General features: G+C 40.2%; 22 protein-coding genes and 6 tRNA genes. 18 read left to right on the top strand and 10 right to left on the bottom strand.

Annotated elements, in window-relative coordinates; all coding sequences use genetic code 11:
• The first annotated feature begins 1,465 nt into the window (after positions 1-1,465).
• A complete protein-coding gene (locus tag G6W42_RS10630) occupies positions 1,466-1,600 on the top strand; it encodes a hypothetical protein (protein ID WP_257639705.1) in 135 nt (44 codons plus the stop codon).
• Between the two features lie 514 nt (positions 1,601-2,114).
• On the opposite strand, the gene G6W42_RS00785 is transcribed toward G6W42_RS10630, so the two are convergent.
• The 7 genes from G6W42_RS00785 to G6W42_RS00755 all read right to left on the bottom strand — a co-directional run bounded on the left by G6W42_RS00785 (position 2,115) and on the right by G6W42_RS00755 (position 3,801).
• Positions 2,115-2,199 (bottom strand) — tRNA-Leu (locus G6W42_RS00785).
• Between the two features lie 14 nt (positions 2,200-2,213).
• A tRNA-Arg gene (locus G6W42_RS00780) sits at positions 2,214-2,290 on the bottom strand.
• 15 nt (positions 2,291-2,305) lie between these two features.
• Positions 2,306-2,382 (bottom strand) — tRNA-Arg (locus tag G6W42_RS00775).
• A gap of 6 nt (positions 2,383-2,388) precedes the next feature.
• Positions 2,389-2,465, bottom strand: a tRNA-His gene (locus G6W42_RS00770).
• Between the two features lie 9 nt (positions 2,466-2,474).
• Positions 2,475-2,552, bottom strand: a tRNA-Pro gene (locus G6W42_RS00765).
• Positions 2,553-2,782: 230 nt separating this feature from the next.
• The gene (locus tag G6W42_RS00760; protein WP_194172565.1) at positions 2,783-3,178 is read right to left on the bottom strand and encodes a type II secretion system protein; all 396 of its coding nucleotides are present in this window, start codon (positions 3,176-3,178) and stop codon (positions 2,783-2,785) included.
• Positions 3,179-3,309: 131 nt separating this feature from the next.
• On the bottom strand, positions 3,310-3,801 hold the full coding sequence (locus tag G6W42_RS00755; RefSeq protein WP_194172564.1) for a type II secretion system protein: 492 nt from the start codon (positions 3,799-3,801) through the stop codon (positions 3,310-3,312).
• A 148-nt stretch (positions 3,802-3,949) separates the two neighbouring features.
• On the opposite strand from G6W42_RS00755, the gene G6W42_RS00750 reads away from it, so the two are divergent.
• Complete coding sequence (locus G6W42_RS00750) at positions 3,950-4,813, top strand: cytochrome-c peroxidase (protein WP_194172563.1); 864 nt, start codon at positions 3,950-3,952, stop codon at positions 4,811-4,813.
• Entirely contained in the window at positions 4,806-7,223 is a 2,418-nt protein-coding gene (locus G6W42_RS00745; protein ID WP_194172562.1) for a bifunctional diguanylate cyclase/phosphodiesterase, read from the top strand. The genes G6W42_RS00750 and G6W42_RS00745 overlap by 8 nt, the downstream gene beginning before the upstream one ends.
• 212 nt (positions 7,224-7,435) lie before the next feature.
• On the opposite strand, the gene G6W42_RS00740 is transcribed toward G6W42_RS00745, so the two are convergent.
• Positions 7,436-7,510, bottom strand: a tRNA-Glu gene (locus G6W42_RS00740).
• Positions 7,511-7,575: 65 nt separating this feature from the next.
• Here G6W42_RS00740 and G6W42_RS00735 point away from each other — a divergent pair.
• The 6 genes from G6W42_RS00735 to G6W42_RS00710 all read left to right on the top strand — a co-directional run bounded on the left by G6W42_RS00735 (position 7,576) and on the right by G6W42_RS00710 (position 14,309).
• Positions 7,576-8,046: a hypothetical protein gene (locus tag G6W42_RS00735; protein ID WP_194172561.1), complete on the top strand. Its 471-nt coding sequence runs from the start codon at positions 7,576-7,578 to the stop codon at positions 8,044-8,046.
• On the top strand, positions 8,043-8,894 hold the full coding sequence (gene nfo / locus G6W42_RS00730) for a deoxyribonuclease IV (protein ID WP_194172560.1): 852 nt from the start codon (positions 8,043-8,045) through the stop codon (positions 8,892-8,894). Before G6W42_RS00735 ends, nfo begins: the two co-directional genes overlap by 4 nt.
• On the top strand, positions 8,891-10,123 hold the full coding sequence (locus tag G6W42_RS00725; protein WP_194172559.1) for an OmpP1/FadL family transporter: 1,233 nt from the start codon (positions 8,891-8,893) through the stop codon (positions 10,121-10,123). The genes nfo and G6W42_RS00725 overlap by 4 nt, the downstream gene beginning before the upstream one ends.
• A gap of 8 nt (positions 10,124-10,131) precedes the next feature.
• Positions 10,132-11,799 carry a fatty acid--CoA ligase gene (locus G6W42_RS00720; RefSeq protein ID WP_194172558.1) on the top strand — a complete coding sequence of 556 codons (1,668 nt, stop codon included), beginning with the start codon at positions 10,132-10,134 and terminating at the stop codon, positions 11,797-11,799.
• On the top strand, positions 11,799-13,532 hold the full coding sequence (locus G6W42_RS00715; RefSeq protein ID WP_194172557.1) for an AAA family ATPase: 1,734 nt from the start codon (positions 11,799-11,801) through the stop codon (positions 13,530-13,532). Before G6W42_RS00720 ends, G6W42_RS00715 begins: the two co-directional genes overlap by 1 nt.
• Positions 13,533-14,147: 615 nt before the next feature.
• Positions 14,148-14,309, top strand: a complete 162-nt coding sequence (locus G6W42_RS00710; RefSeq protein WP_194172556.1) for a hypothetical protein — start codon at positions 14,148-14,150, stop codon at positions 14,307-14,309.
• A gap of 198 nt (positions 14,310-14,507) precedes the next feature.
• On the opposite strand, the gene fliI is transcribed toward G6W42_RS00710, so the two are convergent.
• Positions 14,508-15,815 (bottom strand): flagellar protein export ATPase FliI, encoded by a 1,308-nt coding sequence (gene fliI / locus G6W42_RS00705; protein WP_103567868.1) that lies wholly within the window; start codon positions 15,813-15,815, stop codon positions 14,508-14,510.
• Entirely contained in the window at positions 15,812-16,384 is a 573-nt protein-coding gene (folE, locus tag G6W42_RS00700; RefSeq protein WP_012001018.1) for a GTP cyclohydrolase I FolE, read from the bottom strand. The genes fliI and folE overlap by 4 nt, the downstream gene beginning before the upstream one ends.
• Positions 16,385-16,521: 137 nt before the next feature.
• Here folE and tig point away from each other — a divergent pair, with 137 nt between their 5' ends.
• The 9 genes from tig to G6W42_RS00655 are packed head-to-tail and all read left to right on the top strand — an operon-like array spanning position 16,522 to position 24,598.
• Positions 16,522-17,853 carry a trigger factor gene (gene tig / locus G6W42_RS00695; protein ID WP_194172555.1) on the top strand — a complete coding sequence of 444 codons (1,332 nt, stop codon included), beginning with the start codon at positions 16,522-16,524 and terminating at the stop codon, positions 17,851-17,853.
• Complete coding sequence (gene clpP, locus G6W42_RS00690) at positions 17,853-18,443, top strand: ATP-dependent Clp endopeptidase proteolytic subunit ClpP (protein ID WP_004317374.1); 591 nt, start codon at positions 17,853-17,855, stop codon at positions 18,441-18,443. Before tig ends, clpP begins: the two co-directional genes overlap by 1 nt.
• Positions 18,444-18,451: 8 nt before the next feature.
• Positions 18,452-19,486 (top strand): GGDEF domain-containing protein, encoded by a 1,035-nt coding sequence (locus G6W42_RS10715; protein WP_103558308.1) that lies wholly within the window; start codon positions 18,452-18,454, stop codon positions 19,484-19,486.
• 1 nt (position 19,487) lies between these two features.
• Positions 19,488-20,006: a peptide deformylase gene (gene def / locus G6W42_RS00680; RefSeq protein WP_103568718.1), complete on the top strand. Its 519-nt coding sequence runs from the start codon at positions 19,488-19,490 to the stop codon at positions 20,004-20,006.
• The gene (locus tag G6W42_RS00675) at positions 20,003-21,508 is read left to right on the top strand and encodes a YifB family Mg chelatase-like AAA ATPase (protein WP_194172554.1); all 1,506 of its coding nucleotides are present in this window, start codon (positions 20,003-20,005) and stop codon (positions 21,506-21,508) included. Before def ends, G6W42_RS00675 begins: the two co-directional genes overlap by 4 nt.
• Position 21,509: 1 nt before the next feature.
• Positions 21,510-22,913, top strand: a complete 1,404-nt coding sequence (locus G6W42_RS00670; protein ID WP_194172553.1) for an NAD(P)H-hydrate dehydratase — start codon at positions 21,510-21,512, stop codon at positions 22,911-22,913.
• Positions 22,895-23,485 (top strand): phosphoribosylglycinamide formyltransferase, encoded by a 591-nt coding sequence (gene purN / locus G6W42_RS00665; protein ID WP_194172552.1) that lies wholly within the window; start codon positions 22,895-22,897, stop codon positions 23,483-23,485. The genes G6W42_RS00670 and purN overlap by 19 nt, the downstream gene beginning before the upstream one ends.
• Positions 23,478-24,203: a TerC family protein gene (locus tag G6W42_RS00660; RefSeq protein ID WP_103630010.1), complete on the top strand. Its 726-nt coding sequence runs from the start codon at positions 23,478-23,480 to the stop codon at positions 24,201-24,203. Before purN ends, G6W42_RS00660 begins: the two co-directional genes overlap by 8 nt.
• 14 nt (positions 24,204-24,217) lie before the next feature.
• Positions 24,218-24,598, top strand: coding sequence for a VOC family protein (locus G6W42_RS00655; RefSeq protein ID WP_194172551.1), 381 nt, complete (start codon positions 24,218-24,220; stop codon positions 24,596-24,598).
• The last annotated feature ends 1 nt before the right edge of the window (position 24,599 follow it).

Below are 24,599 nucleotides of genomic sequence, written 5' to 3'. Positions count from 1 at the left end.
CTTAAATTTGACCCATAGTTAGTCTAATCAACCTGCCCTAAGGCGCTAAATATCACTTACCAAAAATAACAACTGGCGCTAGAATTTATCTATGAAATCAAAATGATCACTACTAAATTTACATTTTCGTAAATTTAGGCGCGCTTTATCGCCTAGTTAAAAGATACGAAGCAAACAAATTTCTATATCTTTAAAAAGGCAAACTGCTATCTAAAGGCGCTTTTAGATCAAGCTGATTGCTGAGTAAATTTCAAAGTCAGTGTAAATTTGTCTAAAAATTTGCTAGTAAAATTTTAGATTTAAGTCCGATACGACTAAATTTCATCGTAAATTTTCATGCAGCTAAGTTTTTTAGTTAAATTTAACGAGAGCATATCAGCTGCAACCAACTCCATTATCGCTAGTTCTTAAAACACTGCCACCAGCTCAAGGCAACCATTTTTCTAACAGCCCAAATTTATAATTAACTCTGTTTTTACTCTTTAAATTTAGCTCAAGATACAAATTTGCTAGTAGAATTTGGCTCCAAAAATGTTTAAATTTAGGCGCAAATTTCTATTTATGGTCAAATTTAGTAAGCCTTATCAACCGTAACTCCTACACCCCCCATTTTTTCATTAACACGTGCCATTAGGGCATTGCCAACAAATCCACAAAAGAAAAATATTTCACAGATAGCTTAAATTTACCGCCTTCATTGTAAATTTACTCTCTTTTTAAACATCACAGCTTCTAGAATTTAAGCCACAGCAAACAAATTTAGCCATAAATTTCTATCTCATTTGGTTTTGTAGTTAAATTTAGTGGGCATATCAACCGCAACCAATTCGCTACATTGATAAACATTAACATTATACGACCTACAAAAGCCGTCTTTACCCGATAAATTTACTGCCCACCTTTCAAATTTGGCTTATTTTATTATTTGAAATCGCAGCGTCCAAATTTTTAAATTTAAACCCAAAAAACTAGATTTAGCCCCTAGAATTTTAAAATTTGCGCTCAAATTTAGCAGTAGAGCCTCGGCTGCAACCAAACTATTGCTATTGTTATTACGCCGCACTAGATTATGCTTGCCAATAGTTCAAAATTTGATTTTAAATTTGGCATTTTTACGCCTTAAATATTAAAGGCTTAAACCAGAAATGGCTAAATTTATAGGTTATTTTATCTTATTGGGATTTATAGTTGCGCATCCCAACATCAGCTATCCCACCCAAAGGCATTACTGCAGTTGCCACAACACTTTCGTATATATTCACACAACGTTCATGCGGATCTCACAGCCCAATGGCAACTTTCTCGCCTAGTAGTAAATTTAACTTTGATATGAAATTACTAGAAAAGATAAAAATTGCCAAATTTAGCCATAAATTTTTCTTATCAAGATTTGTATTTGTACCTTTCATAAGTCATCTCGTGCCCATTGTCGTGCTACAACTTTTTTCATGCATAATACTTCTTCATGGCTCAATATCAATCATACTGCCATATAAATTTTGTTTTAAACATCAAAGGCGCTGGATTAATAAATAAATTTACCGCTTTTATAGCCATTTTCACATTTTACGGCGCAGGACAAAATGGCTCTTTAAGATGACATATTTGTTTTTACTGGCATCACTAAACTCGCAAATAGCACCATTACAGGCGCTAAAAAGCCCTTTAAAACAAGAATTTGCTTTGGTTTATCCCACAAAAAACACAAATAGCGCTACTACCAAAAAAAACAAACCATCTATCCAGTCACCATTTTACAAGCCAACTATCAAGCTAGCATTTATATCAACAGATCTTTCTGCCCACGCCGATCGATCCTCTTAAGTCAAAAGTGCGTTATCAAACTCGTCAAAAATGGCTCAAAATGCTCATCAAACCCGATCAACACGCGCCTTTAAGCGTTACTAAAAGCGACAGCTAGCAACGCTACTACACTCGCTTCTAAATTTTTATTACCAAAAGTGTAAATTTAAGAATTTGATCTATAAAATTTTATAAATTTAATGCGGATCATTTGATAAATGAAAATTTCTACTAAATTTTGAATAAGTAAATTTGATAAATTCAAATGAAAATCGAGTTTCTGAAAGTTTTAAAATGGAGTTTAAAAAAGATGGTGCGGATGAGAGGACTTGAACCTCCACGCCGTGGGGCACCAGATCCTAAGTCTGGCGTGTCTGCCAATTTCACCACATCCGCACAACAATAATAAGTGGTACGCCCATCAGGATTCGAACCTGAGGCCTACGGCTTAGAAGGCCGTTGCTCTATCCAGCTGAGCTATGAGCGCATAAAGTCTTTCAAGTGGCGCGCCCGATAGGAGTCGAACCCATAACCTACAGATCCGAAGTCTGTCGCTCTATCCAATTGAGCTACGAGCGCCCAAAATGGGGTGAGTGATGGGAATCGAACCCACGACCCTCAGGACCACAATCTGATGCTCTAACCGACTGAGCTACACTCACCATTTAACATGGTCGGGGTGAAAGGATTCGAACCTTCGGCCCTCTGGTCCCAAACCAGATGCGCTAACCAGACTGCGCTACACCCCGCCTGAGTCGTGTTTGTAAGTTTATGCCACTACCTCATTAAAAAGTCGCATTCTATCTAAAAATGTTATTGTTGTCAAGAAAAAATTAGTTTTGGACTTTATTTTTATAAATTTTCAAGAATTAAGTGTAAATTTCAGACTTTAAGCTTTTGATAAATATATCTAGCTAAAAAACGATGCGAACAGCGCTAAAGCTGATATGAACTGGCAATGCTCCTTGTGCTGGCCTTATCATGGTCTGGCTAAAGCGCTTACTTCCCAAAGCTTTTTGCATAAGCCTTGATCGCTGATATCTACTGCCAAGCAGCTTTGGTCTGCATCAAAGAATTTTAATGAAATACACCTTTCATTTTTGGCAAAAAAGCCAAGATCGCCAGAGCTATCCATAACCCCAGCATTTGTCATCTCTTTAAATTTAACTTTATTGTTTGTAGTATCAAGAGCTAGTTTGCCTTGTGATATATAGTAGGCATTTATCTCTTCGATAGCGGTTCTAATCTCCGCCATAGTCTTTACTAAGACCGCATCATCTCTTGTGGCGCTTATTTTGGTGACGACAACTACAGCTAATATACCTATGATGACTATTACAAAGATTAGTTCGATCATTGTAAAAGCTTTTTTCATCACTTCATCCTTGAAATTTGAAGTTGGGAAATTATAGCTAGAATTTTTATAAATGAAAGATAAATTTTAAAATTAAGTTAAAGAAGAGTGGCAAGGAATTTCTCCTTGCCAAAAATTTGAGTTTAGAAGTATTAGAAAGCTACGCTAAGACCACTAACTGGGTACTCGCCAGCACCACTTTCTTTTTCAACGCCAGCAGCATTAATGTATTTAAATTTATTTTTTATCAAATTATCTACACTTTTATTACCTAATATAATAGGGCAGAGTCCATCTGCAGCATTATCGCCATTTGATACTGTTATAACAGCTGGTTTTCCTTTGGTATCACCATCGGTTGTTACTGGAGCTGTAAATGCAATTTTTATACATTTTTTGCCTGCAGCTGTCAACTGGCTATCAGTTAATGGCACGTTTGTCATCTCAGCCAAAGTTCCAGCAAATTTGCCTTGTGAAGTATAGTAAGAGCCAACATCACTCAATAAAGTAGAGAGGTTTGTAGCAGCTTTAGCAACTTCTGCATCATCCCTTGTTGCAGCTAGTTTTGGTATAGCGACTGCGGCTAATATACCTAAAATCACGATCACGAAGATCAACTCGATCATTGTAAAACCTTTTTTCATGGTTTCCTCCTTGAAAATTAAAAATTTGGCGGATTATACAACATTTTTTTCAAAAGGCAAATAAAAACTAAATTTTTTACAATTTAGCCGATTTGGTAGTTATGAAAAATAATTCCGCTATAATGACGCTTAAGAATATGGAGATTTTATGAAAAAAGTTTTATTTTGGATGGTAGTATCTTTTTGCATTTTGAGCGCAAATTCATCATTTGAGCCAGTGCTTTCATCAAAATATAACGAAAAACAAGCCTACATCGGCAAGAAGCTCTTTTTTGACAAAAGACTAAGCACTACCGAAAACTACTCATGCGAAACTTGCCACAACCTATACTGGAATTTAAGCGGTACAAACTCATCTTACACCAGTCAAAAGGGCGTTATAAACCCGCCTAGCGTGCTAAATTCGGCTTTAAATTTTCTATTTTTTACTGATGGAAGAGTAAGAAGCTTAAAAGATCAGGTAAAAGAGTCGATAAATTCTAGAAATGAGCTAAATTCAAACAAAGATGAGATAGTAAAAAAGGTAAAAAGCATAGGCGAGTATGGGATTTTATTTAATGATGCATACGATGATGGCATAAACTATGAAAATATAGTAGGTGCTTTGGCAGAATTTGAAAAGGCTATTTTAAGCATAGATTCGCCATTTGATGAGTATCTAGCTGGCAATGATGACTCCATAAACGCTGAGGCAAAAAAGGGCTTTGAGCTCTTTAATAAAGTAGGCTGTGTGGCTTGCCATAATGGTAGAAATTTAGGTGGAAATTTGATGCAAAACGTGGGTTTAAAGGATGCAGGTGAGAGCAGGCGCCTTATGCGTGTGCCTTCGCTTAGAAATGTAACAAGAACTGCTCCATATCTAAGTAGTGGCGAAATGAGCGATCTAAAAGAAGTCATAGGCTTTGTGAGCTATCATCAACTAATCCATACGCTAAATAGCGAAGAGATAGGACAAATTTATAAATTTTTGCTAACACTAAATGGACGCAGACCTAGGATACTAAATGAATAAAAGACAAGCAAATATCATCTTAATCGTCCTAGCAATCATCTTTTGCTTTAGCTCAGCTTACATCTATATGGCAAATAAAGCAGTTACTGCTGTTAGTAAATTTAACGATACGATCTTAAGTCTTATCTTACTAGATAATGAGCTAAGCTTCACCCTAGAGAACAACGTACTTCGCTTAAACTACGACGATGTAAATAAAAATTTAAGAAGTTTTGATCAAAATTTAACCAAGCTTGATGAGCTAAATGCCATCATACAGGTCTTTTACCAAGAGAAAAATGCCAAAACTTTAAAGGTCATAAACGATGACTTTTTAAAAAAACAAAGACTTGTAGATAGGTCAAACTACGCTAGCTCGTCAATGGCTGCTTATATCTTATCAGGTGAGTTTGAAATAGCATCAGAAAAGAAGCTAGATGCGCTTAATGCGATATTTCATGCGATAAAAAGCTCAGCCATAATCAGTCCTGAAACGCTAAATCAAACAAAAGAGCAGATAGAAAAATATAAAGATACCTACAAAAATGACACAAAAGCGATCTTAGTGCTAAACAAGGCAACTTATGCGCTTGAATTTGCAAAAAACCTAAGTGCCGTAGCTAAAGACTCTGTTGATCTAAAACTTGGAAAAACACTAAGAAAATTTAGAGATGACACCTTAGCCTCTTACAGCATAATGATACGAAATATAGTGATAATGCAATTGCTTTGTTTTTTCAGCTTTGTGCTATTTTGCGTTTTAACTTTTTACCAAGCAAGGGTACTAGCTAAGCAGTTAAAACAGATAAAACTTCTAAAAACAACAGTAGATGCTGGACACAGCTCGATAGTCTTTTGCGACAATGACAATAAAATTTTATATGTAAATAAAACTTTTGAGGCAAAAAGTGGATATAAACTAAAAGATGTTGTCGGAAAAAGTCCTAAAATTTTAAAATCAAATATGCATCCAGAGAGCTTTTATGCTGAGATAAGAAATGCTATAAATAAGCACACCTCATGGGAGAGCGACGAGCTAATAAGCAGAACAAAAAGTGGCAAACTGCTCTATGAAAAGGTGCGTTTTGCGCCATTTTTCTTTGAGGGTAAGCTAGAGGGCTACATGGCTATAAAGCTTGATAGGACAAAAGAGCTTAGCATGCTTAAAGAGCTAACTCAAAAAAATGAGCAGATAAAAATTCAATCCTCAATCGACAAGCTAACTGGCTTTGGCAACTACTTTGCCCTAACTGAGATGATAGAGGCGAAAAAAGATGGAATTTTGATCAGCATAAGCATCAAAAACTATAAGATGCTGCGATTTTTTTACCAAAACAAGGTCATCGAAGCCATGCTAAAAGCGGTGGCAAATACGCTAAAACTCTGCGTTGATACCTACTCTATAAATGCTGAGCTATTTAGGTTTCAAGATGATGCGTTTTACATCTGGTATCAAGGCGATGACATCGTTAGAGATATCGGCTTTATAAAAGAGTATTTTAACTTTAGCAGGATGAATATCGATATAGATGGTAAATTTGAAAACCTACCTGGCATCAAGATAACTCTTGGCGTCTCTTTGTCAAATGACACGCCGCAAACAAACCGCCTAATGCAGTCGATCCTAGCTAATCAACAAGCAAGCGATAGCGGCAACGAGATCTACTACTACCTAGAAAATGACGCGATCGAGATGAGATACTATAAAAACCAACTCATAACCGAACTCATCGAGTATGCCCTAGAAAACGACAAGGTGATAGTCGAGTGTCAGGGAATTTTTAACGTGCATGAAAATGAGACAGAGGCAAAATACTACGAAGTTTTGGTGCGCATAGTCGATCAAAACGGCAAGATCCGCTACCCAGGCGAGTTTTTAGAGATCGCGATGAAAACGCAACTTTATCTTCAGATAACAAAAAAAGTGATCGCCCTAGCCTTTGATCTAGTTAAAAAATATCCAGACTATACATTTTCTATCAACCTTTCAAGCTCGGATCTAACAGATCCTGGTGTGAGAGAAATTTTAGATGAAAAGCTAGAGAGCTGCCCTGATCCTAGCAGAGTTTGCTTTGAGATGCTAGAGAGTGAAGAGCTTAGCGACTACGGCATGGCAAATGAATTTATAAAAAGAGCTAAAAAATATGGATGTAAAATCTCAATCGATGACTTTGGCTCTGGCTACTCTAACTACTACCGAATTTTAGAGCTTGATATAGATAACATCAAGATAGATGGCTCGATCATCAAAAAGCTACCAACTGACGAAAACGCAAGGGTTTTGGTTGAAACTATCGTGAGCTTTGCTAGAAGACAAGGCTATAAGATCGTGGCTGAGTTTGTGAGCAACGAAGAAATTTTAGAGTACATAAAGAAATTTGGAATTTCGTATGCGCAGGGATTTTTGCTAGGAAAGCCACATCAGATGTAAAATTTGCAGTTAATTTAGAGCCTTTTGAAAGGCTAAATTTAACTGCTTTCTACTTATTATGCTTAAAAAAGCTTCTTCTTTTAAATTTTACTAGATGTTAAATTTGATTATTTTTTTAAAAACAAAAATTATAGAATTTGTTTTTAAAAAGCGGGTGATTTGGATTAACTAGATTTTAAAGCTTATGTGGATAAGATTTTGTCTTTTAGAAGTGGTGACCCATACGAGACTCGAACTCGTGTTACCGCCGTGAAAGGGCGATGTCCTAACCGCTAGACGAATGGGCCACGGTCGGTTATGAAGTTGGGATTATATTACTTTTTAACTTAAATTTACATAAAAGGACAAATCGTTGAAGAAATTTTCACTTGTTTTATTATCTGCTCTCATTTTTTCAGGCTGTGTTGCGACTAAAACGCCGCAAAGCTCACAAGCCTTTCAGGTCACTTTATTTTCTCCGATGATAAAGATAAATGATGTTGGATTTTTTCACATTTATAAAAATGATCTAAATTTACAAATTTATAGCTCTGGCGTAAATACCGCAAATATCAATATAAAGGACAAAATTTGCGTAAATAGCGCTTGTTTTAAAAAGACCGAATTTAACGAGAAATTTTTTCTAGCGCCGCATTATGAGAGCCTTTTTGAAGAGATTTTGCAAAGGCAAAAAATTTATGACGGCAAAGGTCTAAGCACCACAAAGTGCGGCTTTAGACAAGATCTAAGTTCTTATTTTATAAAATACGAAGTTTGCGACAACTACGTCAAATTTATCGACAGCAAAAATAAAATAAAAGTGATAATAAAAGAGTTAAAATGAGATACATTGGAGCTCACGTAAGTGCGGCTGGAGGCGTCTTTAACGCACCGATAAATGCTGCAAAAATAGGAGCAAATGCCTTTGCGCTTTTTACAAAAAATCAGCGTCAGTGGAGCGCAAAAGAGCTAAGCAAGGGCGAGATAGAGCAGTTTAAAGCAAATTTAAAAGCCTCTGGCATAAGCGCCGATCACGTCTTGCCACACGCAAGCTACCTCATAAATTTAGGTCATCCTGAAAAAGAGGCAAGAGCTAAATCCCTTGAAGCCTTTATAGACGAGATAGAACGAGCTAGCAAGCTTGGACTAAAGCTTTTAAATTTTCACCCAGGCTCGCACCTAAAGCAAATAAGCGTGAAAGAGTGCCTAGATAACATCGCTAGATGCATAAACGAAGCGCTAAAACGAACAAGCGGCGTAAAGCTTGTCATCGAAAACACAGCCGCACAAGGCTCAAATTTAGGCTTTGACTTTGCGCAGCTGGCGTATTTGATCGAGCGAGCAGACGATGAAAGCAGGGTTGGCGTTTGCATCGATACTTGCCACGCATTTGCCGCTGGGTACGATCTAAGAAGCAAAGAGGCTTACGCTAAGACGATGGACGAATTTGATGCGACGATAGGCTATAAATTTCTATCTGGCATGCACCTAAATGACGCTAAATTTGGGCTTGGCTCAAAAAAAGATAGGCATGAGAGCCTTGGCAAGGGCGAGCTTGGGCTTAGCGCTTTTGAAAATATAATAAATGATGATAAAATAGGCGAAATTCCCTTGATTTTAGAGACGATTGATGAGAGTATTTGGGAAGATGAGATCAAAATTTTAAGAAACCTAGAAAAGGAAAAGCTATGAAAAGAGTGCTTTTAAGCATTGTTGCGACGTGTTCTTTATTAAATGCTGGGGGTTATAAGGTCCCTGAGCAAAGTGCTGATTCTTTAGGGCTTGCTGCTAGTAACGTAGCCTTTAGTTTTGGGGCTGATGCGGCTTATTTTAACCCTGCAAATATGATGTTTTTAGACGGGCTTCACCATTTTGAAAGCACGCTTGGTTGGTTTCATATAAATTCCATCGACTTTAAAAGCGATGATGGCAAGAGCTACAGCTCAAAGAAATTTGACTCACTAGCCGGCACATTTAGCTTTGTAACGCCAGAAATTTATGAAAACTGGAGATTTGGACTAGCCCTTGCCGTGCCTGCTGCTGTTGGCATCTCGTGGGAGGATCCAGAGACAGCTTTTACTGGCAAGAGGTTTAAACTACAAGTTGTCGAGCTAAATCCAACCGTAGCTTACCGCATAAATGACAAACTTGCCATTGCTTTGGGCGCTAGAGGCGTTTATAGCAAGGGCAAGATAGCAAGCGACTTTGGACGTTTTGGCTACAGAGAGATACAAGGCGATGGCATAAACTACGGCTACAACGTCGCTCTTACATATAGACCTACCCAGGAGCTTAGCTTTGCCGTGACTTACCGCTCGAAGGTAAATTTAGAGCTTAAAGGTAGCGCTGATGCTGATTTTAACGGCCAGTTTGCACCTATAAGCTATCATGGCAAAACAAGAGTTGAGATCCCTCTACCTGCACAGCTAGTGCTTGCAGCTGGGTATAAATTTAGCGACTTTACCCTCTTGCTAGCTTTCGAGCGCACTTACTGGTCTAAATTTAAAGACTATGACTTTGAATATGACGACAAGACGGCTATTCATTCACACCACCCTGCTTTTAAAATGTTTATGGACGATCCAGTCATTAAAAATGCAAAGGATACAAACACATATAGGTTAGGTCTTGCTTACGACGTAAATGAGAAGCTTAGGCTAATGGCTGGCTTTTCATACGATGAAGATATCACTAGCAGCGAGCACACTGGCTTAGAGCTTCCAAACACCACATCTCAGGCATATTCATTTGGGGCAAACTATAAATTTACGCCAAATTTAGAGCTAGGGCTAGGCTATCTCTATCAGCACCGAGACAAAAAGCGTGCAACAGGTATAAAAACTGGCGTCGGCTCAATGTCTGGAGAATTTGACACAAGTGGCATTCAGATAGTTGCAACGACATTTAAATACTCTTTCTAGGGCTAAAAATGCAATACTCTTATAATAATTTTTATGAAATTTTGACCAAAGTAGCAAAGCAGAGTCCAAACCAGATAGCGATCTTTGATGAAAAAGAGAAGCTAAAATACCACGAACTAAAGCAAAATGTCGATAAAGTGGCGGCTTATTTGCAGCTTTGTGGTGTAAATTTTGGCGACAAAGTGGCTATGGCGGTGACAAATTCAAAAGAATTTATCATCTCATACCTTGCTATCACGGCTATCGGTGCGGTTGCGGTGCCGATGAATACCTTTTTAAAAACAAATGAGTTTGAGTATATCTTAAATGACTGCGGCGCAAGGGTGCTCTTTGCCTCTAGCTCTCTTGCAAAGGAGCTAATCGCACTTAGTGAGCTTGAAATTTTAAGAAAGATCATCTGGATCGGTCAAACGCCAAAAAAACTTCAAAGCGCCTCAAAAGACGACTATGTAAGCGTTGATGAGGAGTATGGCGAGAGTGCCTATCTCTCTTCTACGCCACAAATTTCAAAAGAGGATATGAGCAAGGGCTATGAAAATAACGGCGTTGTAAAAAATGTAAATTTCAGCGAAGCACTAAATCACAAATACACTCTAAGCATCACGAAATACCCTAAAATAGACGATCTCATGCACATCATCTACACCTCAGGCACCACAGGCAAGCCAAAGGGTGCTATGATAAGCTATAAAAATATCTTCTCAAACGTCATCGGTGCTCATGAGCGTTTTAAGGTTAAAAAAAGCGATAGATTTATCGTATTTTTGCCGATGTTTCATAGCTTTACGCTCACAGCTATGGTGCTTTTACCGATATATGCAGCCGCTTCGATGGTGCTTGTAAGATCGGTCTTTCCATTTTCAAATGTGCTAAAACAGACGCTGCTTAAAAGAGTCACTGTATTTTTAGGTATCCCAGCCATCTATACAGCCATCGGCAAGGCAAAAATTCCTTGGTATTTTAGATGGTTTAACCGTATAAGGCTATTTGTAAGTGGTGCTGCTCCGCTTGCTAAGCAAACGATCGATGATTTTAGAGTGAAATTCCCGCGTGCAACGCTAGTTGAAGGATACGGCCTTAGCGAATGCTCGCCAGTCGTAGCGGCAAATTTATTTGACAAGCAAAAGCTTCTAAGCGTGGGGCCTGCGCTAAATGGCTATGAGGTCAAGATCGTAGATGATGAGATGATGGAGCTACCAGTCGGGCAGATAGGCGAGATCATCGTAAAAGGTGACTGCGTCATGCAAGGCTACTACGGCATGCCAGGCGTGACAGATGAGACCATCATAAATGGCTGGCTAAAGACTGGAGACCTTGGTAAGATCGATGAAGAGGGCTTTATCTACATCGTTGATCGCAAAAAGGACCTCATCATATCAAAGGGCATAAACATCTATCCGCGCGAGATCGAAGAGGTCATCTATAAACTTGAAGCCGTCGAGGCTGCAGCAGTCATCGGCGTAAAAGATGTGCATGCAGACGAAGAGGTCGTAGCTTTCATACAGGTAAAAGATGGCATGGATCTTGATGAAAAGACGGTTAGAGAGCATCTAAAGAAAAACTTAGCAAATTTCAAAATTCCAAAAAGTATTTATTTTGCCGAGGAGCTGCCTAGAAACGCAACTGGCAAGGTGCTAAAACGCGTACTAAAAGAGCAGATAAAGGATAAAATTTAGTGAAATATCTGCTTGATTTTCTAAACCAAGACCTCAAAAAAAGCAAAATTTACGAGCTGATAAAGTGCGGAGATGAAGAGGGAGAAATTTTAAAATATCTAAGCAAAGCCTACGTGCAAGGAACAGCTAGCATGAGCGTTTATGAGCTGCTTGGGGCTGTTTTTGGCACGCAAAATGACAAGCAGCTTTTATACCTTAAATTTATAAAAAATTTGCTTGATAGTGGCTGGATAGTGCAAAACTACGGCCTTTTTAAAATGCCAGAGAGCCCGCAAAAAAGCTCTAGCCAAGGGCTACTTTCGCTACTTCACTCTGAAATTTCACTCTCAGCTACATTTTTAAAAATCCTAGAAGATGGCAACGCTGATATAAGCCTGCCAGAGCAAACAGCTTATGAAGATCATTTGGAGTATTTAAAAGATCAGTTTTTAAAAATAGAGCTCTACTCAAAGGCCGCTATTTTTGGCGATGGCTCAAATGACGCTAAAAAGCGCATAAATGAGCAAATTTCTGAGCTTACAAAGCGCATAAATGAGCGCGTAAAACTAAGCAAGATCAGCCTAAAGATAGAGCAAATTTTTAAAGAAAATTCGCTTGATGAAAAAGAACAGATCATATTTTTAGCCCTTTTAAAAGAGGAGTATGCGGGCGACTTTGAAAATGGTCGCGACCTAAACACGCTTGTTGGGCTAATAAGCAAAGATGAGCTTGAGCGCATCAAAAATCGCACTCTTTTAGAGGACGGCTCAAGGCTCATAGAGGGCGCACTTATCGACTATGACGAGGTTTTAAACGCTTATGGCAACGTAAGCAAGAGCTTTTTTATAAACGAAGAAATTTTGCAAAGCATAATGCACCCAAAAAATGACAAAAACAGCAAGAAAATCAAGATCGAAAGCCTGGTAAAAGAGCAAGAAATTTTTGAGCTAATAGAGCCAGTAACGAGCCTAGAAGATGTCGTGCTAAACGAAAAGACAAAGCAGCTTTTAAGCACGATACTAAAGCAAGTCGATAAAAAAGTGCTAGCTAGACTTAGCAGCTGGGGCATAAAAACTAGGAAAAATATAGACGCTAAGATCATCTTTTACGGCGAGCCTGGTACTGGTAAGACCATGAGTGCCGTTGGGCTTGCAAAGAGCCTAAAGAAGCAAATTTTAAGCTTTGACTGCTCAAAAATTTTAAGCAAATATGTCGGCGAGAGCGAGCAAAATGTAAGGAAAATTTTTGACACTTACAAAGAAATTTGCAAAAAAAGTGGCAGCGAGCCGGTGCTTTTACTAAACGAAGCCGATCAGTTTTTAAGCACGAGAGTGGAGAGCTCGAGTGGGGCTGAAAAGATGCATAATCAAATGCAAAATATCTTCTTAGAGCAGATAGAGCGCTTTGAAGGCGTGCTGATCGCTACAACAAATTTCTTACAAAGCCTTGACGTGGCGTTTTCTAGAAGGTTTGACTACAAAATCGAGTTTAAAAAGCCTGATTATAACGGCAGGCTCGCCATTTGGCGTAAAATTTTGCCTGAAAATGCGAGCTTTGAAGATGGCTTTAGCGTAGAAAGGCTGGCTGAGTTTAACCTAAGTGGCGCACAGATCGTCCTTGCGCTAAAAAATACCGCCTTAAAAGTTGCGATAAAAGATGATGGGATTTTTACCTTTGAGGACTTCAAAACCACGATAGAGCGTGAGCTAAACTCAAGCTTTGGCGAAGATAAAAAGATGGGGTTTGGCTCTTAGACCTTATCTTATTTTATAAATTTGACTTTGCGTTACACAAAACCGCTGGAATGATGAGAAATTTGCTTTACTCAATAAAATTTAGACGAGTTTTGCCGCTAAAATCACGCAAAACGCGAGCTAAATTTAAGCTTTGGCGATAAAAAAGATAGGCTTATTCTTGGGCTTTTCCTAAAATATGTTGAAAGCTTTTGCAAACACCAAAGTGCGGATATCAAATTTGCTTTTGTCTATTAAATTTACAAGAAGCCTGCCACCAAAAATTTTATAGAAAGTGCGAAACAAATTCGATCTTTGGCGTAATTCTCTTACGCTTTTTAAATATACGCTTTGCATCACGAGGCAAAGTCTAAAATATCAGTATTTGCCAAACTAAACGTGATTTTTTTGTTTTTACAATTAAATTTTCGCAAAAACTAAGATAGGCTGGATACCACCCAAAACCACATAGTATAAATTTAACTCGATCACTTGCCCCAAATTCACGACCACAGCCTTTGCAAAATGGTAGCTTTTATCTCAAAAACCGCAAAATTTTGAAATTTATCCAATCTGCCTTAAACATCAAGCGCACAAAGTGCGTATCTCTAGTTGCCTATGCTTTTGCATTAAATTTTGTTTTGTCTATGCAAATTTGCAAAAGCTACAAGTAAGATAAATGCCATTGCAAATTTAGCTCACCGCTTCAAAATTTACTACCGCATTTTACGAACAAGCATTTTTAACAAAAAAGCCAAAAACTCTAAATTTTATCTGCCATTTAAAGCGCTAGCGTGACTGCTTTTTTATAACACTTTATCGTTTTTTGCCTAACACAAAAGCCGACCACTCCATGAAATTTAACATAGCAAAACCCTATACTACCATGCTTTTCACAACAGCGCCTTTCGCACCAAAAAGCAAATTTATCGATCTTTTTAATAATAAAAAATTTAAAAGGCTATGAAATTTTAGTAGTCAAATTTATACAAAAATTTACTGATTGATCTTATCAAGCAGCTCTTCGACCTCTTCAAGCGCAAAGGCCTCTTCTGAGCTTTGTTTTAAGAAATTCTCCATAAATTCTTTCTTCGAGATCGCAAGGTCGAGCTCCTTGTCACTGCCCTTTTGATATGCGCCGATGCGAAGTAGGACCTCATTTTCTTTTAAAAGCGAGTAAAGACGCTTAAATTTCATCGCATTTAGCTTGTGTTCTTTGCCGATGACGTCGCCCATGACACGTGAGGCCGAGTTTTGGATATTGATAGGTGGGTAGATGCCAAAGTCCGTTAGTTCGCGGCTTAGCACGATGTGGCCGTCTAGGATAGAGCGGCTTTGGTCAGCTATGGGGTCGCTCATATCATCGCCCTCGACTAGCACGGTGAAAAATGCCGTGATACTGCCCTTGCCCTCCTCTTTGCCGGCACGCTCCATTAGCTGTGGCAAGAGTGTGAGCGAGCTTGGCGGATAGCCCTTTGAGGTCGGTGGCTCGCCAAGTGCAAGGCCGATCTCACGCTGCGCCATCGCAAAACGAGTGACGCTATCCATGATGAAAAGCACGTCGTTGCCCTGCTGTTTGAAGTACTCAGCCACGCTCATCGCACAAAATGCACCGTACTTTCGCATGAGCGAGCTATCATCACTGGTCGCTACAATGATGACGGTGCCCTCCAGGTCGCCGCCTAGGTTTTTTTCGATAAATTCAGGCACCTCACGGCCACGCTCGCCTATTAGCGCGACTACTTTTATGGGCGCAAGAGTGTTTTTTACGATCATCCCCATAAGGGTTGATTTGCCTACGCCTGAACCTGCAAAAATCCCCAGCTTTTGCCCTTTACCACAAGTAAGCAGCCCGTCTATCGTCTTTATCCCAACACTAAAAGGCTCGTTTATAAGCCCTCTTTTCATCGCATCTATCGGCGCTCTCATGATCGGCATATATTCAGTTGTATCAATCGCCCCTTTGCCGTCAATGGGCTTCATAAATGGATCGACCACACGGCCAAGCAAATTTGGCCCTACAGGTATGCTCATGCCTTGATCGCTCTCATAGACAAAGTCGCCTATCCTAAAGCCCTCGACAAAGCCAAATGGGCTGATATAAGCGCCATCTGTCTTTATCTGCGTCACCATACCAAGGCCGTTTTTGCTCTTGTCTTTTGCGACTATGCGCACGATGTCACCGATACTTGGGCGAAGTCCGGTGATCTCTATCGTGGTAGCTGTGATCTTTGTGATGACGCCAAAGGTATTTGAAAGCTTCACGCCCTCTTTAAGCCTTGAATTTATACGCTCTAAACTCAAAAATGCGTTTCCCTAGGCGAATTTATAAGTGAGAAAAACTCCCGCCTTGTGTCTGCATTTTTGATAAAGCAGCCTCTAAGTGCAGAGGTCGTAGTAGTTGAGTTTATCTTCTCCACGCCTCTCATCTCGACGCACATATGCCTGGCCTCAACGACTACGCCAACGCCTTTTGGAGCGATAACGTCCTCAAGCGCCTTTGCGATCTGCTCGGTCATCTGCTCTTGAATTTGCAAGCGTCTGGCGTAGATATTTACCATGCGTGGAATTTTACTAAGGCCAACGACCTTGCCATTTGGGATGTATGCCACATGCACACGGCCAATTATTGGAAGCAAATGGTGTTCGCAAAGGCTGTAAAACTCGATGTTTCGCATTAAAACCATTTCGTTATTTGAGCTAGTAAAAAGAGCGTCACCAAGCACCTCTTTTGGGTCCTGCTCGTATCCGCTAGTTAGAAATTTAAAAGCTTTATAAACGCGCTCTGGGGTTTTAATAAGTCCCTCTCTGTTTGGATCTTCACCGATGATAGTTAGCATATTTTTAACTGAATTTTCAAAACTCTCTTGCATAAATTTTCTCCATAATTTTATCGCCAAATTCTACGTTAAAACGCCTTTTATATCTATAAAAATTTACAAATTTACAATGAAATAAGGAAAATTCTGCTATATTTTGGGCTAAAAATTTGTATTCATAAAGGAATTCGATGGAAATCAAAATCAAAGCTCTAGATAGCGTAAATACCCTAGCAAGCACGACTGTAAGTGCAGATGCTATAAAGTCTAGCGTAGAAAAACTAGCAAAAAAAGCGGCAAAAACTATGAAAGTAGACGGCTTTAGACAAGGCCATGTGCCAGTCGCTGTTGTGCTAAAACGCTACGAGAAAGAGCTAACAAACGACGCTGAGCAAGATGTCTTAAGAGATGTAGTCGAAGAGGCTATCAAAAAAGCAGGCAAGAAGAATGACGACCTTATCGGCGAGCCTATCGTTTCAAAATTTGACAAAAAAGATGACAAGATCGACGTTGAGCTAACAGTTTCATTTAAGCCAAGCGTCGATGTGAGTGGCTATGAGAGCTTGATACCTGAGTTTTCAAACCCACGCGTTTTGAAAAAAGATATCGATGAGAAGAAAACTGAACTTCTAAAAATGATAGCTCCGCTTGAAAAAGTAGATGGCAAAAGAGGCCTAAAAGTAGGCGATTTTGCTAAATTTGACTTTGAGGGCTTTGTTGATGGCGTTGCATTTGAAGGTGGCAAGGCTGAAAACTACGTGCTTGAGATCGGCTCAAATCAATTCATCCCAGGCTTTGAAGACGGCATGGTAGGCATAAAAGCTGGCGGCGAAAAAGATATCGAGGTTAAATTTCCAGAAAACTACGGCGCTGCAAATTTAGCTGGCAAAGACGCTACTTTTAAAATCAAACTTCATGAAATTCAAGAGAGAAAGATCCCTGAAAAACTAGACGAAGAGATGCTAAAAACTATCCTTCCAAACGAAGAAAAACCAACCGAAGAGCTACTTGAAGAGCGCATAAAAGAGCAAATTCGTCAAGAGAAAATTTATAAGCTTATAAATGAAGAGCTAAAACCAAAATTTGCTGAAGCTGCGGTTGAGAAATTTAAATTTGATGTGCCAAAAAATATCGTCGAGCAAGAGATCGATATGCAGTTTAGAAACGCGTGGAGCACATTTACTCCAGACGATATGAAGAAATTTAGAGAAGACAAAGATGCTCTAGCTAAAAAACGTGACGAGTATAGAAAAGATGCTGAAAATAGCGTTCGCCTAACTTTCATCATCGATGAGCTAGCTCGCGTAAGAGGCGTGAAAGTGAGCGATCAAGAGGTCGTTCAAGCGATCTATTTTGAGGCGTATAGAAGCGGCCAAGATCCAAAAGCGCACCTTGAGATGTACCGCAACCAAGGCATGCTTCCAGCTATAAAAATGTCGATGATCGAAGAGAAGCTATTTAGCGAGCTTTTCAATAAAGAAAAAGACGAGAAAAAAGCAAGCAAAAAAGAGAAGGCTGAGTAATGAGCTATTACGTTCCTGTCGTAGTTGAAAGAACTAGTAGAGGTGAGCGAAGCTATGATATATACTCCCGTCTTTTAAAAGACAGGATCGTTATGCTAAGTGGCGAGATAGAGGACGGCATGGCTGCTTCTATCGTCGCTCAGCTGCTATTTTTAGAGGCTGAAGATCCAGACAAAGATATCTACCTTTATATAAACTCACCAGGCGGAGTGATAACAAGTGGCTTTAGCATCTATGACACGATGAACTATATAAAGCCAGATGTTTGCACGATCTGCATCGGTCAGGCTGCTAGTATGGGCGCGTTTTTGCTAAGCTGTGGCGCACCTGGCAAGAGATATGCACTGCCAAATTCTCGTATCATGATACACCAACCACTTGGCGGCGCAAGAGGACAAGCGACTGATATCGAGATACAAGCACGTGAAATTTTACGTTTGAAAGAAATTTTAAATGGAATTTTGGCAAAAAATACAGGCCAAAAGCTAAGCAAGATCGTAAAAGATACTGAGCGCGACTTCTTTATGAGCTCAGCAGAGGCTAAAGAATACGGACTTGTCGATAAAATTTTGGAGAAAAGTTTTAAATAAGGCCCAAAGTGATAAAGATAGATAACGCACCAGATCCAAAGAAAAAAGCAGCTGAAGCAAAACCAGCTGTCAAAAAAGAAAAGGTAAATATCTATAAATTTTCAGAGGACGTTTTGCACGAGTTAAGTGACGACAACGTCCCATCTACACCGACAAACTACTCAATATATTTTGAAAAAATGCTTGATGGGCAGTCAGATGAGTTTAGAAAAGAGATCGGCGATATCATTGTGGCAAATTCTGAAAGCTCAGTGCCGACAAATGGCAACATCTCTATCGAAAAAGAGGTAAAACAAGGCTTTATCCAGATAAAGAGCATGCTTCAAGCTGTCGTGCTCATCTATAAAAATTTAGGCGTTATGAGAGGCCTAGTGCAAAAGCGTATGGATGGGCTTAAGAACAATACAAATGTCCTTGCGCTCCAAAACGTTTTAAGCGCCTTTAACCAAGACCTTATCAAGCTAAACGACCTCATGGATAAGCACCTTGATGTCATCAAGATGAGCTATGAAGAGGTCGGCAAGATGTTTAAGGCGATCGAAGAGCAGTCGATCTACGACACGACCTACGAGGTCTATAACAAGAAATTTCTAGTAGCGACCATAAGCAGCGAGATCGAGTCTGTTAGGCGCTACGGCTATAATGCCTCATTTTTGCTAGTTAAGATAAAAGATAAATTTGCAAATCGCGTTAAAAATTTAAAAGAGCGAAACAATATGTTTAAAAGCATGTCACAGCTTCTTTTAAGGACTTCACGTAGAAGCGATATAGTCGCACACTACGGCGATGGCTGCTTTGCTATGGTGATGAAATACACTGACGAAAACGGCACAAAGCAAGCGTGCGCGAGAATTTTAAACATGCTCTCATCTATGCCATGGAAGATCGACAACGAAGAGTGCAAACTAGATGTGCAGATCGTCTCAAGCATGATCTCAAAGACAAAGAGCACCGAAGAGCTGCTATCTCACGCACTTGACAAACTAGAGACCAACCAAGACCTAAATGAGCCACTATTTTTAGACGAGAAAGCAGAGAATTAGTTTGATCCTAGAAGTTTTATCCTATCCAAATAAAAAACTTTATGAAATTTCAAAAGAGGTTGAGGTTTTCGATGAGAAGCTTCACAAACTTCTTGATGATATGTATGAGACGATGATCGCAAAAGAGGGCATCGGTCTTGCAGCCATACAAATAGGCGTTGCAAAGAGAATTTTCATCATAAATTTAGCCAACGAAGAGGGCGTGCAAGATAAAGAAAATTTAATCGAGATCATAAACCCAAAATTTGAGCTACGTGAGGGCGAGTGCGTCTATCAAGAGGGCTGCCTTAGCGTGCCTGGCTACTACGAGGACGTTAAGCGAAGTGAGGTCGTTAGCATCAAATTTCAAGACCGCTTTGGCAAAGAGCAGACCTTAAAAACTGACGGGCTACTAGCGATCGCTATCCAGCATGAAAATGACCACCTAGACGGACATCTTTTTATAGAAAAAATAGGCTTTAACAAACGCAAAAAATTCGACAAGGAATACAAAAAGCAAAAAAAAGAAAAGACATCATGAAGTCCTTAAAATGTGCTACATACGGCGATGGACTAAAGATCATTGATGTTGAGTCGATCTTTTCTCGTGGGCTTCCTGGCTTTAGCATCGTGGGTCTTGCAAGCACTAGCATCAAAGAGAGCACAGAGCGCGTAAAGGCGGCACTTTTGGCACTTGACTTTGCCTTTCCAGCGCAAAAAATAACCATAAATTTATCCCCCTCAGACCTACCAAAAAGTGGCTCACACTTTGATCTAAGCATAGCCCTTCTCATCGCCCTTCAAAAGGCAAAAAGCTTAGAGAAAATTTTTGTTTTTGGCGAGCTTGGGCTAGACGGCAGCGTAAAAAGCACGGCAAATTTATTCTCGATCCTACTTTTTTTAAGCACGCAGGTGCAAAATGCAAAAATTTTAGTGCCTAGTGAGATAGCGCCCAAAGCTTCTATGATCCCAAATTTAGAAATTTACGGCGTTGGCACACTAGAAGAGGCGATAAAGTTTTTTAGCGACGCAGAATTTGCTAAAAGCACTCATTTTAACGCCACGCACGAGCTATTTTCAAATGTGATAGAAGTTGGCGGCAAAAAATATGTTCCAAATTTAAATTACGAGCTTGATTTTAAGGACGTTTTGGGTCAAGGTAGAGCCAAAAGAGCCTGCGTCATCGCAGCCGTTGGCATGCACAATATCCTATTTGAAGGCAGCCCAGGCAGCGGCAAGAGCATGTGCGCAAAACGCCTAGTTTATATCATGGCGCCACAAAGCCTAGAAGAAGTGCTAAAGTCGGCCGCCTACCGCTCGCTAAATTTGCAAGATAGCGAATTTACAAGCACTAGAGCCTTTCGCTCACCACATCACACCTCGACAAAAAGCTCGATCTTTGGCGGTGGCTCAAACGTCGCTAAGATCGGTGAGATCGCACTTGCAAATGGCGGAGTGCTATTTTTTGATGAGTTCCCACACTTTCCTAAACAGGTGATAGAAAGCCTAAGAGAGCCACTTGAAGATAATCAAATCCACATTGCAAGGGTAAATTCAAAAGTGACATATGAGACTAAATTTATCTTCGTCGCCGCACAAAATCCATGCCCTTGTGGAAATTTATTCTCACGCAATCTAAACTGCAAATGCAGTGAAAATGAGATCAAAAACTACAAAGCCAAAATTTCTGCCCCAGTGCTTGACCGTATAGACTTGAAAGTCGCGATGGACGAGAGCTCGCCAAGCGACAAGGCTAGTTTGAGCTCGCAGCAGATGAGCGAGATGGTTTTAAAAGCCTTTATATTTCAAAAAAAGCGTGATCAAATGGAGCTAAATGGCAAGCTAAATGACGCGCAGGTGGCTAAATTTTGCACGCTAGACGCTGAGGCAAGTGAAATTTTACAAAAGGCCACCACGAAGTACAATCTCTCTCAAAGGGGCATAAAAAGGACGCTTAGAGTGGCTAGAAGCATCGCCGATCTTGATGAGAGTGAGCAAATTTTAAAGCCGCACATCTTAGAGGCGCTTAGTTTTAGGGCATAGAATGAAAAATTTATATTTAGACACGAGAGTTTTGGACGAGCTAGCGAGCGAGAAATTTGGCCTTAGCGAAGAGCTTTTAATGGAAAATGCAGCCACAGCCATAGCAAATTTTATCCGTAAGAAATTTAAAAAAGGCGAGAGAGTGCTTGGTGTTTGCGGTGGCGGAAACAACGGCGCTGACGTGCTTTGTGCTTTAAGGATGCTAGAGGGCGAGTATGAGTGTGAATTTATCCTAGCTAGTAAAAATTTAAAGCCACTAGCCGCCAAACAGCTCGAGCGAGCTAAATTTGCTGGTGTGCGTGAGAGCAAAGAGGTAGAAAATAGCTTAAATAGTGCAAAATGCGTCATAGACGGGCTTTTTGGCTCAGGACTAAATAGAGCTTTGGATCAAAATTTAGTCACTCTCATCTCAAAGATAAACGCTAGCCCTGCTTACATCATCGCTTGCGACGTGCCAAGTGGGCTAAGTAACGATGGCAAGGTGCTTGGCGCTTGCGTAAAAGCAGGCGCTACTATCACGATGGGAGCTAAAAAACTAGGGCTTTATAGCGACGCGGCAAAGGACTACGTTGGCAAGATAAAGGTCGCCACTCTTGGCGTAAGCTCGCAAAACTACGAGTGCAAAAGCGACTATCACCTGCTTGAAAAATGCGATCTTGAGCTACCAGATAGAAAAAATCAGTGCGTAAATAAGGGCGACTTTGGCCACGCATTTATCATATCTGGCGAGCACCTGGGAGCAAGCAAGCTTTGCGCAAAGGCGGCATTTGCCTTTGGGGCTGGGCTAGTTAGCGTGATAGGCGAGCAGAGTTTAAATTTACCAACGCATATCATGCAAGCTAGCAAGATAAGCGAGAAAATGAACGCTGGAGCCCTTGGTATGGGGCTTGGTAAAAATGGCGTAGAAGAGCTTGAGGTGCAAAATTTAAAGGGCAAAAAGCTTGTGCTTGACGCTGATATCTTTTACAGCCCAAAAGTACTTGATCTACTAAGCAAAAACTGCGTCTTGACACCTCATCCAAAGGAGTTTTGCTCGCTTTTAAAAATTTGCAAAATAGCCGATATAGATGTGCAAACCTTGCAAGAAAACAGATACGCTTACGCTAAGGCTTGGAGCGAGAAATTTAATGCCGTTCTTGTGCTAAAAGGGGCAAACACTATAATCGCCAAAGAGGGGCAAATTTACGTCATGCCTTATGGCAAAAACACGCTTGCAAAAGGCGGAAGTGGCGACGTGCTAAGCGGTCTTGTGCTAGCACTTTTGGCTCAGGACTACGAGCCTCTTGGTGCTGCCATTTCAGCCACTTTAGCTCACGCGCTTAGCCTTAGAAATTTTGGCAAAAACAGCTACGCGCTAGAGCCAACAGACATCATCAAAGGAGTAAAATGCTTACAAAAAAGATAGCCGTGCTTTTTAGCGGCAGTGGCTCAAATTTAGAAGCGATACTTAAAAAAGTTCATAATCAAATTTTTAACGGCGTAAAGATCGAAGTTTGCCTTTGTATCTGTAACAAGCCTGGTGCATTTGGCATAGAGCGTGCTAAAAAATTTGGGCTTGAAACGACGATAATAGAAAGCGCTAAATTTAAAAATCGTGAGGAATTTGACGCCGCTTTGGTGGAGCAAATTTTAAAAAGTGGGGCTGATCTAACGGTGCTTGCAGGCTTTATGCGGATACTAACGCCGGTTTTCACGGCACAGATCAAAGCCATAAACCTTCATCCCTCTATCCTACCGCTTTTTAAGGGCGCGCATGCGATAAAGGAGAGCTTTGAGAGCGACATGATGATAGGCGGTGTGAGCGTGCATTATGTGAGTGAGGAGCTTGACGGGGGCAAACTGATCGCGCAAAGGGCGTTTGAGCGTGAAGATGGCATGAGCTTGGAGACTTGGGAGGCTAAAATTCACGCCATAGAGCATGAAATTTTGCCCCAAAGCATAATAAAAATCTTAACAAAGGAAACAACGAATGTTTGAATGGATAAGTTCGCCAGAGGCGTGGATATCGCTACTTACGCTAACTGGCTTGGAGATAGTTTTAGGCATAGATAACATCATATTTATCGCTATTTTAGTAGGCAAACTGCCACCAGAGCAAAGGGGCAAAGGCCGCATTTTAGGGCTTGGCTTTGCGATGATCACTAGGATCATACTGCTACTTTCGCTATTTTGGATCATGAAGCTTACAAAGCCGCTCTTTAGCATAGGCGAGCTTAGCATCACTGGGCGCGATCTAGTGCTCATAATAGGCGGTCTATTTTTGATAGTAAAATCATCAATGGAGATCCACGCAAACGCCACTGGCAAGCATGAAGAGGCTCACGAGAGCAAATCTCATCCAGGATTTTTTGCGACTATCCTAGAAATAGGTATTTTAGACATAGTATTCTCTCTTGATAGCGTTATCACCGCAGTTGGTATGGCTCAACATATCGATATCATGATACTTGCCGTCATCATCGCAGTTGGTGTGATGATGTTTGCCTCAAAGGCGATCTCAGAATTTGTCGATAACAACCCAACGATAAAAATGCTCGCACTTGCCTTTTTGGTGCTTGTTGGCTTTGCGCTCGTGCTTGATGGCTTTGGCGTGCATGTGCCAAAAGGCTACATCTACTTTGCGATGGGCTTCTCACTAGCGGTTGAATGCCTAAATATCTACGCTAGAAAAAGGGCTTTAAGAGATCAAAAATAAAAATGTGAGCCAAAATGCAGATAAAAAATTTAGATCACATCGTGATCGTAGTAAGCGACGTTAAAGAGGCGCTTAAATTTTACTGCGACATTTTAGGCATGCGACTAGCTCAGAAAGACGGTCACATTAGCCTAAATTTTGGCTCACAAAAGATAAATTTACATAGGTTTGAGGGCGAGTTTTTACCTGCGGCAAAGCATCCAACAAAGGGCAGTGCTGATATATGTTTAATAGTTGAAGACAACATAGAAGACGTGCGCTCAGAGCTTCTTGCAAAAGGCGTAGAGATCGAGCTTGGCGTCGTTAGGCGAAATGGAGCACTTGGGGCAATGAAGAGTTTATATATTTACGACTTTGATGGAAATTTGATAGAACTTAGCTCATATGAAATTTAAC

This window comes from Campylobacter concisus, from assembly GCF_015230015.1.
Taxonomy (GTDB): Bacteria; Campylobacterota; Campylobacteria; order Campylobacterales; family Campylobacteraceae; genus Campylobacter_A; species Campylobacter_A concisus_AF.
The sequence above is the reverse complement of the archived record's forward strand: the minus strand, read 5'-3'. Positions and strand labels throughout refer to the sequence as shown.